Origin of the sequence: Nocardiopsis chromatogenes YIM 90109, from assembly GCF_000341185.1 — a bacterium.
GTDB lineage: Bacteria > Actinomycetota > Actinomycetes > Streptosporangiales > Streptosporangiaceae > Nocardiopsis_A > Nocardiopsis_A chromatogenes.
The window spans coordinates 21,835-36,478 of sequence record NZ_ANBH01000104.1 but is presented as its reverse complement, the minus strand read 5'-3'; the positions used below and the strand labels follow the sequence as shown (position 1 = coordinate 36,478).

Below are 14,644 nucleotides of genomic sequence, written 5' to 3'. Positions count from 1 at the left end.
AGCCCCCCATGCCGAACCGACACCACCCCCCGTGCACGGGCGCACCCGTGCTCGTCCTCGGCGCCGGACCCGTCGGGCAGACCGCCGCGCTCCTGCTGGCCCACTGGGGCCTGGAGGCGGTCCTGCTCGACCGGCGCCCCGAACGCGACGCGGTCGGCTCCAAGGCCATCGTCCAGCAGCGCGACGTGCTGGACATCTGGGAGACCGCGGGCGCCGGGACCGTCGCCGACGAGGGCCTGACCTGGGACACCGCCCGCACCTTCTACCGGGACGACGAACTGTTCGCCGTGCGCCTGCGCGACCGCGGCGCCAGCCCGCTGCCGCCCTTCGTCAACATCTCCCAGGCCCGCACCGAGGAGATCCTCGACGGCGCCCTGGAGCGCGCGGGCATCCCGGTGCGCTGGGGCCACGACGTCACCGCCGTCGAACAGGACGAGGACGGGGTCACCGCCGTGTGCGCCACCCCCGAGGGCACGGTGCGGCTGCGCGGCGCCTACGCCGTGGCCTGCACCGGCGCCCACGGCGGCGCGGTGCGCCGCGCCCTCGGCGCCGACCTGCGCGGCAGCAGCTTCGAGGACCGCTTCCTCATCTGCGACATCCGCGCCGACCTGCCCGGCTGGGAGCGCGAGCGCCGCTTCTACTTCGACCCCGCCTGGAACCCCGGCCGCCAGGTGCTCATCCACCCCTGCCCCGGCTCGGTCTACCGGATCGACTGGCAGGTGCCGCCCGACTTCGACCTGGAGCGCGAGGAGGCCGACGGCGGCCTGGACCGGCGCGTGCGGCAGATCATCGGCGACCGCCCCTACGAGGTGGTGTGGCGCTCGGTCTACCGGTTCCACACGCGCGTGGCCGACCGCATGCGCTCCGGCCGGGTGCTGCTGGCCGGGGACAGCGCCCACCTGGTGGCCCCCTTCGGGGCCCGCGGGCTCAACTCCGGTGTGCAGGACGCCGAGAACGCGGCCTGGAAGATCGCCTTCGCCCTGCGCGGCTGGGGCGATGAGGAGGCCCTGCTGGACAGCTACGCCCGCGAGCGCGGCGCCGCCGCCCGGGAGAACGCCGACGTCACCTCCGCCACCATGCGGTTCCTGGTCCCGCCCGGCCCCGCGGAGGCGGCCCACCGCGAGAGCGTCCTGCGGCGCGCCCTCACCGACCCGCACGCCCGCGAGGAGGTCGACTCCGGACGGCTGGCCGAGGCCTTCTGGTACACCGACTCACCGCTGACCACCCCCCACGCCGGGCGCGTCTTCGGCGGCCGCCCGCCCCGGGGGAGCGCGCCCGAGCCCTGCCCGGGGGTGCTCGTGCCCGACGCCCCGGTCACCGTCCCCGGCCGCCCCGACATCGAGCGGCTGCGCCCCCTGGCGCGCGAGGGCCTCACCTTCCTGGTCGGCGGCGCCGCCGACCCGGGGGCCGTCCTCGCCGCCGCCCGGGCCGCCGCCACCGCCCCCGTCGCGGCCTACCGCATCACCGACATCGACGCCGAGGGCGCCCTGGACCGCGCACTGGAGCCGCACCCGGGCGAGGCCTGGCTGCTGCGGCCCGATGCCCACATCGCGGCCGTCGTCGACGCCGCCGACCCCGCGGCGATCGCCGCCGCCGTGCGCACCGCCCTGGGCGGCCGCCGCGGCACGGCCGCCCCCCACGCCCCGAGAGAGGAGACCACCGATGGCGTACTACCGGCGAGCGGGTGAGGTGCCGCGCACGCGGCACACGCGGCACCCCAACCCCGACGGCGGCCTGTACTACGAGGAGCTGATGGGCGAGGAGGGCTTCTCCTCCGACTCCTCGCTGCTGTACCACCGCAACATCCCGTCGGCCATCGTCGACGCCCGGGTGTGGGAGGTGCCCGACCAGACGCGCACCTCCAACGCCCCGCTGGCCCCGCGCCACCTGAAGCTGCACGGCCTCTTCGGCGACGCGTGGAAGAACACCGACACCGTCACCGGCCGCAGGCTCGTCCTGGGCAACGACGACGTGCGCATCTCCTATGTGGCCGCCGGAGCCCCCTCCGCGCTGTACCGCAACTCCATCGGGGACGAATGCGTGTACGTGGAGTCCGGGCGCGCCACCGTGCAGACCGTGTTCGGTGAACTGCGCGCCGCCCAGGGCGACTACATCGTCATCCCCCGGGGGACGACGCACCGGTGGCTCCCCGAGGGCGATGAGCCGCTCCGGGCCTACGCCATCGAGGCCAACAGCCACATCGCGCCGCCCAAGCGCTACCTGTCGCGCTACGGCCAGTTCCTTGAGCACGCGCCCTACTGCGAGCGCGACCTGCGCGGCCCCGAGGAACCGCTGCTCCTCGACGGCACCGACGTGGACGTGCTCATCAAGCACCGCGGAAACGGGCCCGGCGGCATCGCCGGGACCCGCTACACCTACCCGCAGCACCCCTTCGACGTGGTCGGCTGGGACGGCTGCCTGTACCCCTACGCCTTCAACGTCGCCGACTTCCAGCCCATCACCGGCCGCGTCCACCAGCCGCCGCCCGTCCACCAGGTCTTCGAGGGCCACAACTTCGTGGTGTGCAACTTCGTGCCGCGCAAGGTCGACTACCACCCCGAGTCGATCCCGGTGCCCTACTACCACTCCAACGTCGACTCCGACGAGGTCATGTTCTACTGCGGCGGCGACTACGAGGCCCGCAAGGGCTCGGGCATCGGCCAGGGGTCGGTGTCGCTGCACCCCGGCGGCCACTCGCACGGCCCCCAGCCCGGCGCCTACGAGCGCAGCGTCGGCGTGCAGGCCTTCGACGAGCTGGCGGTCATGGTCGACACCTTCCGCCCGCTGGACCTGGGCGAGGGCGGGGCCGCCGCCGAGGACCCCTCCTACGCCTGGACGTGGGCGGGCCGGGGGCCGCGGGGATGAGCGCGCCCCCGCTGTTCGCCCGCATGCTCGACGACGCCGCCCTCTTCCCGCCCGGCAACGCCCCCATGGGGCGCGCGGTCCCGCACCACCGCGCGCTCCGGCAGGGGCCCAGGGCGGACTACGTCGGGCCGTTCATCGTGGCCGACGCCTGGCTGGGGGACCTGGAGTCCGCGCTCGCCGAGGAGGCGGCGGGAGGAGCCGGGCCGACGGAGGCACTGGAGGTCACCGTCACCGTCCCGGGGGGCCCAGCGGCCATCGGCCCCGCCCTGCAGCGCGCGCGGCGGATGCCGCGGGTGCGCGTCGTCGGGGCCGAAGCGGCCGCCGTCCCCGCCAACGCCCCCGGGGGATCGGCCGGGGGCGACCCCGTGGCGGCCGTTCGCGCGGCCGCCCGGGCCCTCACCGAACACCTGCCCGACGGCGCCCTGGGCCACGTCGAGGTGCCGCGCCCGGCCGACCCCGCCCCGGCGATGGCGGCCCTGGCCGCGGCCGGGCACCGCGCCAAGTTCCGCACCGGCGGCACCACCGCCGACGCCTTCCCCTCGGAGGCCGGGCTCGCCGCCCGCATCGCCGCCGCCGTCGGCGCCGGGGTGCCCTTCAAGTGCACGGCCGGACTGCACAACGCCGTCCGCCACACCGCCGCCGACACCGGGTTCGAGCACCACGGCTTCCTCAACGTGCTGCTCGCCGCGGACGCGCTGCTGCGCGGCGCGCGCGTCGGCGAGGCCGGGGGAGTACTGGGCGAACGCGACGGGAAGACCCTCGCCCGGGAGGCGTGGGCGGTCCTGGGCGACGAACGGCGCTCGCGTGCGGTGCGCGCCGCCTTCACCGGGTTCGGCACCTGCAGCGTGGACGAGCCGCTGGAGGACCTGGAAGCGCTGGGGCTGCCGCCCGGCACCCCGCCCCGATGACCCCCGATCCCGGCGGGGCCGCCCCGACCCGACGACACCAGGAGGACCACGAGGTGCCCGAAAGCTGGCTCGACATCGCGCCGGACTCACCGTTCGGCCTGCACAACCTGCCCTACGGGGTGTTCAGCGAACCCGGCGGCCCCGGCCCGCGGGCCGGGGTGGCCGTGGGCGCGTACGTGCTCGACCTGGGGGCGGCGGCCCGGGCGGCCGGGTCCCCGTTCGCCGACGCGGTCTCCGGCCCCTCCCTGGACGGCCTGCTGGCCGCCGGGCGGCCGGTGTGGGAGCAGGTGCGCGCCACCGTGCTGCGCTGGCTCACCGACCCCGCGCGCGAGGAGGACGTGCGCCCCCACCTCATCGGGCGCGACCGCGTGCGCATGCACATGCCCTTCACCGTCGGCGACTACGTCGACTTCTACTCCTCCGAGCACCACGCCACCAACGTCGGGCGCATCTTCCGGCCCGACTCGGCGCCCCTGACCCCCAACTGGAAGCACCTGCCCATCGGCTACCACGGGCGCGCCGGGACGGTCGTCCCCTCGGGGTCGCCCGTCGTCCGCCCGTGCGGCCAGCGCAAGGGGCCGGACGACCCCGCCCCCGTGTTCGGCCCCTCGCGGCGCCTGGACATCGAGGCCGAGGTGGGGTTCGTGGTCGGCGCCCCCAGCGGGCGCGGCGGGCGCGTGCCCGTCGGCGGCTTCGCCGACCACGTCTTCGGGGTGTTCCTGGTCAACGACTGGTCCGCGCGCGACCTGCAGGCCTGGGAGTACGTCCCGCTGGGGCCGTTCCTGGGCAAGTCGTTCGCCACCTCGGTGTCCCCGTGGGTCGTGCCGCTGCAGGCGCTGGAGGCGGCGCGCGTGGAACCCCCGGAGCGCGACCCGGAGCCGCTGGAGTACCTGCGCGACGCCAAGGACGAGCCGTGGGGGCTGGACCTGGAGCTGGAGGTGCGGATCAACGGGCATGTGGTCGCCCGGCCGCCGTTCGCGCAGATGTACTGGACCCCCGCCCAGCAGCTCGCCCACATGACCGTCAACGGCGCCTCGGTGCGCACCGGGGACATGTACGCCTCGGGCACCGTCAGCGGCCCCGAGCGGGGGCAGCGCGGGTGCCTGCTGGAGCTGACGTGGGGCGGCAAGGAGCCCCTGAAGCTGCCCGACGGCTCCGAGCGCGCGTTCCTGGAGGACGGGGACACGGTCGCCATCAGTGCGACGGCGCCCGGCCCGGACGGGTCGGTCATCGGGTTCGGCGAGGTGACCGGGAGCGTCCGGCCCGCCGAGGAGTGACCCGGAGCGGTCCACGGGGGGCGGGGCGGCGGCGTCCCGCCCCCGGCCGCCCCGTCCGCCACGGCGTGGTGTCAGGCCGATGAGTTCCGGGCATCGCACAGGTCCTATCCGTGAGCGCGCGCGAAAGAGGCGCGACGGACACGAGGAGGACGGCATGTCCAGAGACGGACTCACCACCTGCCTGTGGTTCAACGGACAGGCCGAACAGGCGGCGCACTACTACACCTCGATCTTCCCCGACTCCTCCCTGGGGCCGGCCACCGCCCAGCCGGAGGGGATGCCCTCGCCGCCCTCCGACGTGATGCTCGTCGAATTCACCATCAAGGGCGAGAGCTTCGTCGCCCTGAACGGCGGGCCGGAGTTCGCCTTCAACGAGGCGGTCTCCTTCCAGATCCACTGCGACGACCAGGACGAAGTGGACTACTACTGGGACCGCCTGACCGCCGACGGCGGCGAGGAGGGCCCGTGCGGCTGGCTCAAGGACAAGTTCGGGGTCTCCTGGCAGGTCATCCCCACGGCCCTGCTGGAGATGATGGGCGGGTCCGACGCCGCCCGTGTGCAGCGCGCCGCCGAGGCGATGCTCCAGATGAAGCGGCTCGACATCGCGGCGCTGGAGAAGGCCTACAACGGCTGACCCCCGCCGCCCGGCGCATCGGCCCTCGACACACCCTCCCCGCCTGCCCGAAAGTGGGAGGCGGGGACCCGCCCGCGGGCGCGGGACCAGGAACGGGGGCAGCACGATGGCGCCGACGATTCCCGAGACCATGGACGCCTGGGTGGTCGACCGGCCGGGCCCGGTCTCCCGGCACCCCCTGCACTCCGCCCGGCTGCCGGTGCCCGAGCCGGTCGGCCGGGAGCTTCTGGTGCGCATCGAGGCGTGCGCGGTGTGCCGGACCGACCTGCACCTGGCCGAGGGCGACCTGCTGCCGCGCCGCCCCCGCACGGTCCCCGGGCACGAGGCGGTGGGACGCGTGGCCGCGTGGGGGCCGCACGCCCGGCCGCGCGAGGAGGGGGAGCGGGTCGGTATCGCCTGGCTGCGGGGGACGTGCGGGCGGTGCCGGTACTGCGCGCGCGGGGCGGAGAACCTGTGCCCGTCGTCGCTGTACACCGGCTGGGACGCCGACGGCGGATACGCCGAGTACGCGGTGGTCGACGACCGGTACGCCTACCGGCTTCCCCTCGACGCCGACCCGGTGGCGCTGGCGCCGCTGCTGTGCGCGGGCATCATCGGCTACCGCGCGCTGGAGCGGGCCGAGCCGCCCGACGGCGCGCGCGTGGGGATCTACGGCTTCGGCGCGTCGGCCCACCTGGCCGCGCAGGTGGCGCTCGCCAAGGGGGCGACGGTGCACGTGGTGACCCGCTCGGCACGCGCGCGGCGGCTGGCCGCGGAGCTGGGGTGCGCGTCGGCGTCGCCGCCGGCCGAGGGGCCGCCCGAACTCCTGGACTCGGCGGTGCTGTTCGCGCCCGCGGGGGAGCTGGTGCCCAAGGCGCTGGAGTCCCTGGACCGCGGGGGCACACTGGCGGTCGCCGGGATCCACCTGTCGGACGTCCCGGCGCTGAACTACCAGGGGCACCTGTTCCAGGAGCGGACGCTGAGGAGCGTCACGGCGAACACGAGGGCCGACGGCAGGGCGTTCCTCGACTTCGCGGTGGCCCACGGCATCCGGGTGGAGACCGAGCGGTACCCGCTGTCGCGGGCGGACGCGGCCCTGGAGGCGCTGGCCGCGGGCTCGGTCAACGGGGCGGCCGTGCTGGTCCCCGGGGAGGGCTGAGCCGCCCGGCCGACCCGGGCGGCGCCGTCCGCCCCGACCGTGGACCCCTGTCCGTGCACCACACTCCTTTTTGACATGTCACAGTGGACGGTCTAGCTTCGTGGGGTGCCGTCGGAGGGGGAAGAATGCGCGGGCTGACCGGATTCCTGCCGTGGATCGTCTACGGCTTCATCGCCACCGGCGACGAGTGGAGATGGGGCGGGCTCGTCGGCCTCGGGACCGCCCTGGCCCTCATCGCCTGGGACCGGGCCCAGGGCCGGGGATGGGACGAGACCCTGGTCGAGACCACGGCCGCCGCCTTCTTCGCCCTCGTCGTCCTCTACTCGCTCCTGTGGCCCGACTCCGAGCTGCCCCGCTACGGGCCCGCCCTGCTCAACGCGGCCCTGGCGCTCATGGCCTGGGGGTCGCTGGCCCTGCGCACGCCCTTCACCCTCGGCATCGCCCGGACCATGGCGCCCGAGGAGGTCCACGGCACCGACGCGTTCCGCGCCCTGAACACCGTCGTCACCCGGTTCTGGGCGGTGTGCTTCACCGCCGCGGCGATCGCCCTGGCCGTCGTGCTCTACCTGGACCCCTATGCCACGGCGCTGGTCATCGCCATCAAGACGGCCACCTTCGCCGTGCCGATCGCCTTCACCGTCCGGTACCCGAAGGCCGTGCGGCGGCGCATGCACGCCTGAGCGCCCGCAGGCCCGGATCCGGCCGGTGCCGCCCACGGCGCGGGAGCACCCCGTGCGCTAGTCTCCGGTCCGGTGGNGGGGCCCCCCCCCCCCCGTGGCCGCCACGGCGGGACGGCCCTGCGCCGTCCGCGCCGCCAGGCCCGCGATCGCTAGGAGACCGAGCCATGCCCGCTGAGATCCCCGCCCGCGCCGCCCGCGAGATGGCCGCCCTGCTGGGCGGGCGCCCGGAGGCCCTGGACGCCCTGGACGCGGTCGCGCCCCGCACCGCCGACGCCCTGGCCGCCGGGTTCGCCGACGTCCTCAGCGAGAGCGGCCTGGGGCGGGCCGAACGCGAGATCGCCACCCTCGCCGCCCTGATCGCCCTCGGCGACACCGGTCCGCAGCTCGCCGTGCACACCGCCGCCGCCCGCAACGCCGGCGTCGACGACTCCGAGATCGCCCTGCTGGTGCACCACCTGGTCCCCTACGTCGGATTCCCCCGGGTCCTCCAGGCGGTCGGGGCGATGGGGCTGATCCGGGTGCCGCCCGAGCACGACGTCGGCCTCGGCGCCCACACCACCCGCGTCACCGACCGCCCCGCCGCCGGGGAGGAGGAGCGCGACCCCCTCGTCCTTCTGCACGCGTTCGCCCTCGACCGGCGGATGTGGAGCCGCGTCCTGGACCTGCTGCCCGCCGACCGCCGCGTCATCGCCTGCGACCTGCGCGGCCACGGCCGGGCCGCCGACGCCCCGCCGCCCGCCACCCTGCACGACCACGCCGACGACCTGGCCGCACTGCTCGACCGGCTGGAGGTGCCCGCCGCCCACGTGGCCGGGCTGTCGCTGGGCGGGGCCATCGCCCAGACGTTCGCCCTGGACCACCCCGGCCGCGTGGCCCGCCTGGACCTGCTGGCCACCGTCGCCGACCCCAAGGAGGGGTTCGAAGAGCGCGCCCGCAGCGGCGAGGCCGACGGCATGGCCGCGCAGATCGCCCCGACCCTGGCGCGCTGGTTCACCCCGGAGACGCTGGCGGAGAACCCCTGGGCGGTCCGGTACGCGCGCGACCGGATCGCGCGCACGGCACCGGCGGACTGGGCGGCCAACCTGCGCGCGCTGGCCACCGTCGACACCCGCGCCCGCCTGTCGGAGATCGCCGTGCCGACCCGCGTCGTGGCGGGCGGGGAGGACCGGTTGACACCGGCCGACGACGTGCGCACCATCGCCGACGACATCCCGGGGGCCGAGTACACCGTCATCCCCGGGGCGCCCCACATGATCGCCCTGCAGAAGCCCGACGAACTCGCGGCCCTGCTGGCGCGCTGACCCCGGCCGGCCCGTCAGCCCGTCAGCGCGCGGGCCAGCTCCACGGCGTCGTCGGCGACGAGGTCGACGTCGGACGGCGTGGGGACCGGGGCGGCCTCGGGACCCCACTCCAGCGGACGCGGAATATAGGCGGTGCGGAACCCGGCCCCGGCGGCCCCTTCGAGGTCGTCGGGGTGGCAGGCCACCATGAGCAGCCGTCCCGGCTCGATCCCCAGCAGCTCGGCGGCCCGGAGGTAGACCCGCCGGTCGGGCTTGTAGGTCCGGGCCAGCTCGGCCGACAGGATGCAGTCGAAGCGCAGCCCGGCCTGCTTGGTGAGCCGGGCGAGCTGGCCCACCCCGCCGTTGGACAGCGCCGAGGTGATCACCGGGGAGCCGTGGAGCATCTCCAGGCCCGCGGGGGCGTCGGGCCAGGGGCGGAGGCGGTGCCAGGCCAGCACGAGCCGTTCCCGGTCGGCCTCCCCGATCGCGTCCAGGCCGCGCTCGGCCAGGACCTCGTCGAGCATGACCCGGTGGAGCCCGTCCAACGACCGCCAGGGGGCCGCACCGGAGACGACCGCGCCGAGGGTGGGGACGTACTTCCTCCGCCAGTCGTCGGTGACGGCATGCCAGTCGGCCCGCACCCCGACCCGGTCGCCGACGGAGGCCAGCTCGCCGCTGACCCCCGACCGCCAGTCGGTCATCGTTCCGAACACATCGAAAAGCGCCGCGTCAATGTCCATGGCGCCATTCTGGCAATCGGGGCCCGCGTGCACCGGGGCCCAGATGGTCGTCGATGGCGTGGGCGAACGCGGGGACCTCGCTGAACAGCGAGTACAGGCGGGACAGGTCGGGCGGCGGCCCGTCGATCGGGATCTGGTCGTGCACGACCCCGACGAGCCTGCCGTCGACGACGAGCGGCCCGCCGCTGTCGCCGGGGCCGATGGCCGGGCCGCCAGAGGAGAATCCGGCGCCCGCGAAGTGCGCCGGGTCGTACAGCAGGCCGTACGCCTCCGCGCTCCGCGTCCACGTGTCGTCGTCGAGGATCGGGACGCGCGCCTTCATCAGCACCGGGGAGCCCTCGCGGGGGCGGCCGACGTCGGTCGCGCCCCACCCCAGGACCGTGCCCGTGCGGCCGGGGTCGGTGAGGTCGCCGTCGCCGGGGCGGGCCAGGGGCAGCGTCGGGAGCGGAAGCGGCCGGTCCAGGGTGACCACGGCGACGTCGCCGCCGGGGCGCGGAGTCAGGTCGCTGCCGGGTTCGGGTTCGGGGACGACCTGGTCGTGGCTCCACACCGCCACCGCCTCGCGCGTCCACCCCGCGTCGGTGCGCAGGTCGGTGCGTCCGGCGACGACCTGCAGGCCCTCGCGGTCCTCGGGCTCGTCCACGCAGTGCGCGGCGGTGACGACTTTATCCGGCCGGACCAGGGCGCCTCCGCAGTGCTGCCCGCCGGGCCGGCCGGGGAAGTCCTCGGGATCGGTGAGCGCGACCATCCAAGGGTGGTCCGCGACGGACGCGGGCGAGCCGTCGACGATCCTGGTCTCCGCACCACCGCCGGACGCTGCGTCGGCGTGCGCAGTGCCGGACGCGCCGACGACGAGGGCCAGGGAGGCGCTAATCGCCAGGGACCCTGTTCTGGACACCGCGTCAGCGGGCATTTCCGTCCTCTCGTGTCGCAGGAAGGGCGATGCCGCCTCACGGTAGATGAGCATGCCGCCTTAAGGTGCCGTCCGTCCGGAAGCGGTCGAGCCCTCGGCGGCCCTCGGACCTCCGGAGGCCGGCGCGGGGGACAGTGCTCTGTGACCCGTGTCATACAGCCCCGCGCCGCCGTCTGCGAGCATGCGCCGGTGGACACGGGAGGCGAGCACGCGCGGCTGTGGACCGCGGCCGGAAGCGGGCAGGCCGAACTCCTCGCCGCCCGCTTCCAGCGCTTCTCCTTCGACCGGCACAGCCACGAACAGCTCTCCGTCGGCGTGATCGAGCAGGGCGCCGAAGGGCTGCACATGTCCGGCGGCACGGTCGTCATCCCCGCCGGACGGCTCGTGGTCCTCAACCCCGGGCAGGTGCACACCGGGTTCGCGGCGGCCGACTCCGGGTGGCGGTACCGCATGTTCTCCTTCGACACCGCCATGGCCGCCGAGCTCGCCCGCGAGCACATGGGGACCGGCGACGTCTGGTTCCCCGAGAAGGCCGTCACCGACCCCGGGCTGTTCGCTCGGCTGCGTCGCGTCCACCGCGAGCAGGAGCGCGCCGCTGACGCCCTGACCGCGTTCAGTTGATGAACGTGACGCCGACGGCGGCGAGGCCGCCCAGCGCGACGCCCCACACGATGATCGAGACCGTCTGCCAGAAGATCACCGCGTTGCGGGGCGCGCCGAAGGAGATGGTCGCCGCCGAGGTGAACTGGCTCGGCAGGGCCAGCGGCCCCAGGAGGGCCACCCCGGCGACACCGTAGCGCTCGAAGCGCTGCTTGAGCTTGGCGCGGCGGGGCGTGAGCGGGCGCTCGGGGCGGGAGCCGCGCACCCGCGAGCGGAGCCCGTGGGCCAGATACACCGCGACCAGCATCGAGGCCACGTTCCCGACGATGGCCGCGGGGATGGCGACCAGCGGCGGGAGCCCGGCCAGGACGCCGATCACCGAGCCGGTGTACGACTCGACGAACGGGATCACGCCCAGCCCGATCACCGCGATCCACTGCACCGCGGGCGGCAGCGTGTCGGTGAAGGCCTGGAGCTCTGCGTACATCGGTGGCGCCTCTTTCGATCGCACGGGTGCCCGTCCGGCCGCGTCGGGCGGCGGAACGGGGGGAAGACGGGGGCGCGGCGCCACGGTGGCGTGGTGGCGCCGCGTCCGAAGCCACCGTCGCCCATCGGGGCGGGTGTTGTGCAGAGCGGTTTCGTCACCTCTTTCCCATGATGTTTGTCCTGGGTCCACCCATGACGTGGCGTCACTGGCGGCGCTGCAGGGGCGGCGGGAGACTGGGGGCGCCCCGCCGCCCGGAGCGGACGGCGGGAACGGGCGGGGTCGGGGAGGAAGGGGGACCGCGTGACGGGGGAGCGGGCCGGTGCGACGCAGAGCAGGCTGCGCCTGCTCAACCTGAGGACCGTCATGGGCTCGATCTCAGCGGTCGGTGCGCTGCTCGTGGCGATCGACGCCGGGTCGTGGCAGGTCGCGGTGGTGCTCGCCGCCGGTCTGGTGACGGCCCTGCTGGTGGCCGGGCAGTGGGCCGTGGGCCGCTACTCGCCGTACGCGTTCTCGGGGTTGGCCGTGACGGCGGCCGTGTGGGTGGCCGGGGCGCTGGCGGCGGACGTACCGACGGGGGTCTACGCCTTCGCCGTCGTGGCGACCGTCATCGCCTATGAGGTGCCGCGTCTCCGGCGGGCGGTGGCCGTGGGCTCGGGGGCCGCGGTCGTCGCCGTCGTCGCCGTGAAACTGGCGACGGGGAGCGAAGGCGTTACGGAGGTGCTGCTCCGCTACGCCGTCGTCATGCCGTGCATCGCCACGCCCGGCGTCGTCCTGACGGCCCTGGCCTACGCGGTCCACGACGTAATCGGAGAGCTGGAGCGTGCGCAGGAACGCGAGGCCGAGCTGGCCGTCATGCGCGAGCGGGTGCGCTTCGCCGGGGATCTCCACGATATCCAGGGGCACACGCTGCACGTGGTCCGGCTGAAGGTCGCACTGGCGAAGAGGCTGCTGGACGGCGGCCACGGCGACCCGGTGCGCGCCGGGGAGGAGCTGGACGAGGTGCACGGGCTCGTCGGGGACACGATCGCGCGGACCAAGGAGCTCGCCTACGCCCAGCGGCGGCTGAACTTCTCCGCGGAGCTGGAGAACGCGAAGAACCTCTTCGAGGCGGCGGGCATCCGGGTGGAGGTCGAGCGGACAGGGGAGGTCGATGCGCGCGCGGGGGAGAGGCTGGGGCAGGTCCTCAGGGAGGCGACGACCAACATCCTGCGCCATGCGGAGGCCGGACACGTATGGATCACCGTCTCGGAGGCGGGGCTCACGGTCGCCAACGACGGGGCGGACGGCGTGGGGACGGCGGCGCTGGGCGGGCTCGCCGTCCTGCGCGATCGCCTGGCCGCCGAAGGGGGAGAACTGACGGTGGAGCAGAAGGACGGGGTGTTCCGGACGGCCGCGGCGTTCCCGGGCGCTCCCGCACAGGAAAGGGCGACCGACCGATGACCACCGTGGTACTCGCCGACGACGAGGCGCTCCTCCGGAAGGCGATGGCCGCCCTGCTCCCGATGGACGGCGGGATCACCGTCCTCGCGGAGGCGGAGAACGGCGAGGAGGCGGTCACGGCGACGCTGCGCCACCGGCCCGACGTGCTCGTCATCGACCTGGAGATGCCCGGGACGGACGGGTTGGGCGCGGTGTCGGAGGTGCGGCGGGAGCTGCCGGAGCAGGCGGTCCTGATGCTGACGCGGCACGCGCGGCCGGGGGTGCTCCGCAAGGCGCTGAAGCTGGGCGTGCAGGGATTCGTGAGCAAGTCGGCCGAGCCGGGGCACATCGCGGAGGTGATCGGAGCGCTGCATGAGGGGAGACGGTGGATCGACCCGGAGGTGTCGGCGCTGGCGGTGATCGACGACTGCCCGCTGACGGACCGGGAGATCGACGTATTGCGTGCGACGAGGGACGGCTACTCGGCGGCGGACACGGCGGCGAGACTGCACCTGGCGGAGGGCACGGTGCGGAACTACCTGTCGAACGCGATGCAGAAGACCCAGACCCGCACCCGCCACGAGGCGGCCCGCCACGCTCACGAGCACGATTGGCTGTAGGGGCCCTTGCCCGCAGAGGAAGCGCCTTCCCTCCCCGAGTCTCGCAATCCATTTGCCCCGGGGCCTTGGAGGGGGCGTTCCGGGTCGTTCGGACGGATGGAGGGCAGCATCTGGGGTACGCGGAGTACGTGGCTGGGCAATCACTGATCAGCAAACCCTCCGCTGTGGGGAGGCTGCTGACGTTCTTCGAGGACTTACAGGCGGCGTCGCTGAACACGGATGCGTCGGTGCGCCTGCTGGAAGAGGTACGGGATGAACTGGCATAAGAGCAGCTACAGCGGCACGAACGCCAACTGCGTCGAGGTTGCCGAAGGCGCGTGCACCCTCGTGCGCGATACGCAGAACCGGGAGCGCGGGTACCTGGCGTTCCCCGCCGACGAGTGGGGCGCCTTCCTCCGGGCCGTCAACGCCGAAGACCGGTAGAACACGAAGAGTGACCCCCGCACCGGTGTGGTGCGGGGGTCACGTGTCGGCGGGGGCTGGACCTGCTCTACCGGGAGTGCGTCCCTCATGGCTGCGGCGTGTTCCGTGAGGGTGTCCAGCAGTTCTCCAAGAGCGGGTAATGGGGAGAGAGTAAGCCCATGCCTTGGGCATGGTCGGGGCGGCGCCCAAGGGGGCGCCCTCTCGCGTATCGGTGGCGTGCGCTGTCGGTGTACCTTCTCACCTGCGAATTTCCATCAGTGTCGAAGCGAGTTGAGGCGCGATCGCGCGGACGGTGAGAATTCGCTGTTCAGGGGCGTCGTGACGCCCCTGCCCCCATCACGATGAGAGAAGGCCACGTGTACCCGACCGGTCCACAACAGCCGCAGGGGCCGCAGTCCGGGCCGCAGCCTGGGCAGAGCGGCCAGCAGCCACCGTCCGGGGACCCGCCCCAGATGCCCCCGCCCTTCACCGAGCAGCCGCCTTCGGACGCCTCGTCCGGCCCCGTCCCGCTGCCCGGATCCGGCCCCGGAGCGCCCCCGGGGCCTCCGCCCGGCGGCCCCGGTGCGCCTCCCGGCCCGCCAGGCTCCGGCGGGCCTGCGCCGGGCGGCCCGTACGGCCCCTCGCCCGAGGGAGGTCCCTACGGCGGCGCTCCCCAGGGGC

16 protein-coding genes are annotated in these 14,644 nt (G+C 74.6%); 13 read left to right on the top strand and 3 right to left on the bottom strand.

Annotated features, from left to right (window positions below; all coding sequences use genetic code 11):
- Nucleotides 1-8: 8 nt before the first annotated feature.
- From D476_RS0110245 to D476_RS0110210, 8 genes are all read left to right on the top strand, one after another.
- Nucleotides 9-1,688 (top strand): FAD-dependent monooxygenase, encoded by a 1,680-nt coding sequence (locus D476_RS0110245; RefSeq protein ID WP_026123394.1) that lies wholly within the window; start codon nt 9-11, stop codon nt 1,686-1,688.
- Nucleotides 1,663-2,865, top strand: coding sequence for a homogentisate 1,2-dioxygenase (locus tag D476_RS0110240; RefSeq protein WP_017623857.1), 1,203 nt, complete (start codon nt 1,663-1,665; stop codon nt 2,863-2,865). The genes D476_RS0110245 and D476_RS0110240 overlap by 26 nt, the downstream gene beginning before the upstream one ends.
- Nucleotides 2,862-3,773 (top strand): hypothetical protein, encoded by a 912-nt coding sequence (locus D476_RS0110235; RefSeq protein WP_026123393.1) that lies wholly within the window; start codon nt 2,862-2,864, stop codon nt 3,771-3,773. The genes D476_RS0110240 and D476_RS0110235 overlap by 4 nt, the downstream gene beginning before the upstream one ends.
- A 53-nt stretch (nt 3,774-3,826) precedes the next feature.
- Complete coding sequence (fahA, locus tag D476_RS0110230; RefSeq protein WP_026123392.1) at nt 3,827-5,050, top strand: fumarylacetoacetase; 1,224 nt, start codon at nt 3,827-3,829, stop codon at nt 5,048-5,050.
- Nucleotides 5,051-5,204: 154 nt separating this feature from the next.
- The gene (locus D476_RS0110225; RefSeq protein WP_017623854.1) at nt 5,205-5,684 is read left to right on the top strand and encodes a VOC family protein; all 480 of its coding nucleotides are present in this window, start codon (nt 5,205-5,207) and stop codon (nt 5,682-5,684) included.
- Between the two features lie 106 nt (nt 5,685-5,790).
- A complete protein-coding gene (locus D476_RS0110220) occupies nt 5,791-6,822 on the top strand; it encodes a zinc-binding alcohol dehydrogenase family protein (RefSeq protein ID WP_017623853.1) in 1,032 nt (343 codons plus the stop codon).
- 125 nt (nt 6,823-6,947) lie between these two features.
- Nucleotides 6,948-7,502 carry a hypothetical protein gene (locus D476_RS0110215; protein WP_017623852.1) on the top strand — a complete coding sequence of 185 codons (555 nt, stop codon included), beginning with the start codon at nt 6,948-6,950 and terminating at the stop codon, nt 7,500-7,502.
- Nucleotides 7,503-7,666: 164 nt separating this feature from the next.
- Nucleotides 7,667-8,803, top strand: a complete 1,137-nt coding sequence (locus D476_RS0110210; protein ID WP_017623851.1) for an alpha/beta fold hydrolase — start codon at nt 7,667-7,669, stop codon at nt 8,801-8,803.
- Between the two features lie 14 nt (nt 8,804-8,817).
- Here the strand turns inward: D476_RS0110210 and D476_RS0110205 are convergent, their stop codons facing one another.
- Both D476_RS0110205 and D476_RS32805 read right to left on the bottom strand, forming a co-directional pair.
- Nucleotides 8,818-9,522, bottom strand: coding sequence for a haloacid dehalogenase type II (locus D476_RS0110205; protein ID WP_026123391.1), 705 nt, complete (start codon nt 9,520-9,522; stop codon nt 8,818-8,820).
- A complete protein-coding gene (locus D476_RS32805) occupies nt 9,512-10,435 on the bottom strand; it encodes a S1 family peptidase (protein ID WP_083939474.1) in 924 nt (307 codons plus the stop codon). Before D476_RS32805 ends, D476_RS0110205 begins: the two co-directional genes overlap by 11 nt.
- 189 nt (nt 10,436-10,624) lie before the next feature.
- On the opposite strand from D476_RS32805, the gene D476_RS37900 reads away from it, so the two are divergent.
- On the top strand, nt 10,625-11,056 hold the full coding sequence (locus tag D476_RS37900; RefSeq protein WP_017623848.1) for an AraC family ligand binding domain-containing protein: 432 nt from the start codon (nt 10,625-10,627) through the stop codon (nt 11,054-11,056).
- On the opposite strand, the gene D476_RS0110190 is transcribed toward D476_RS37900, so the two are convergent.
- Nucleotides 11,049-11,522: a small multi-drug export protein gene (locus D476_RS0110190; protein WP_017623847.1), complete on the bottom strand. Its 474-nt coding sequence runs from the start codon at nt 11,520-11,522 to the stop codon at nt 11,049-11,051. The genes D476_RS37900 and D476_RS0110190 overlap by 8 nt on opposite strands.
- 300 nt (nt 11,523-11,822) lie before the next feature.
- Between D476_RS0110190 and D476_RS0110185 the strand changes: the two genes are divergently transcribed.
- The 4 genes from D476_RS0110185 to D476_RS36200 are packed head-to-tail and all read left to right on the top strand — an operon-like array spanning nt 11,823 to nt 13,984.
- Nucleotides 11,823-12,962 carry a sensor histidine kinase gene (locus tag D476_RS0110185; RefSeq protein WP_017623846.1) on the top strand — a complete coding sequence of 380 codons (1,140 nt, stop codon included), beginning with the start codon at nt 11,823-11,825 and terminating at the stop codon, nt 12,960-12,962.
- A complete protein-coding gene (locus D476_RS0110180) occupies nt 12,959-13,561 on the top strand; it encodes a response regulator transcription factor (RefSeq protein WP_017623845.1) in 603 nt (200 codons plus the stop codon). The genes D476_RS0110185 and D476_RS0110180 overlap by 4 nt, the downstream gene beginning before the upstream one ends.
- The gene (locus tag D476_RS40055) at nt 13,552-13,827 is read left to right on the top strand and encodes a Scr1 family TA system antitoxin-like transcriptional regulator (RefSeq protein WP_394296927.1); all 276 of its coding nucleotides are present in this window, start codon (nt 13,552-13,554) and stop codon (nt 13,825-13,827) included. The genes D476_RS0110180 and D476_RS40055 overlap by 10 nt, the downstream gene beginning before the upstream one ends.
- Nucleotides 13,814-13,984, top strand: coding sequence for a DUF397 domain-containing protein (locus D476_RS36200; protein ID WP_017623844.1), 171 nt, complete (start codon nt 13,814-13,816; stop codon nt 13,982-13,984). The genes D476_RS40055 and D476_RS36200 overlap by 14 nt, the downstream gene beginning before the upstream one ends.
- Nucleotides 13,985-14,644: the final 660 nt, after the last annotated feature.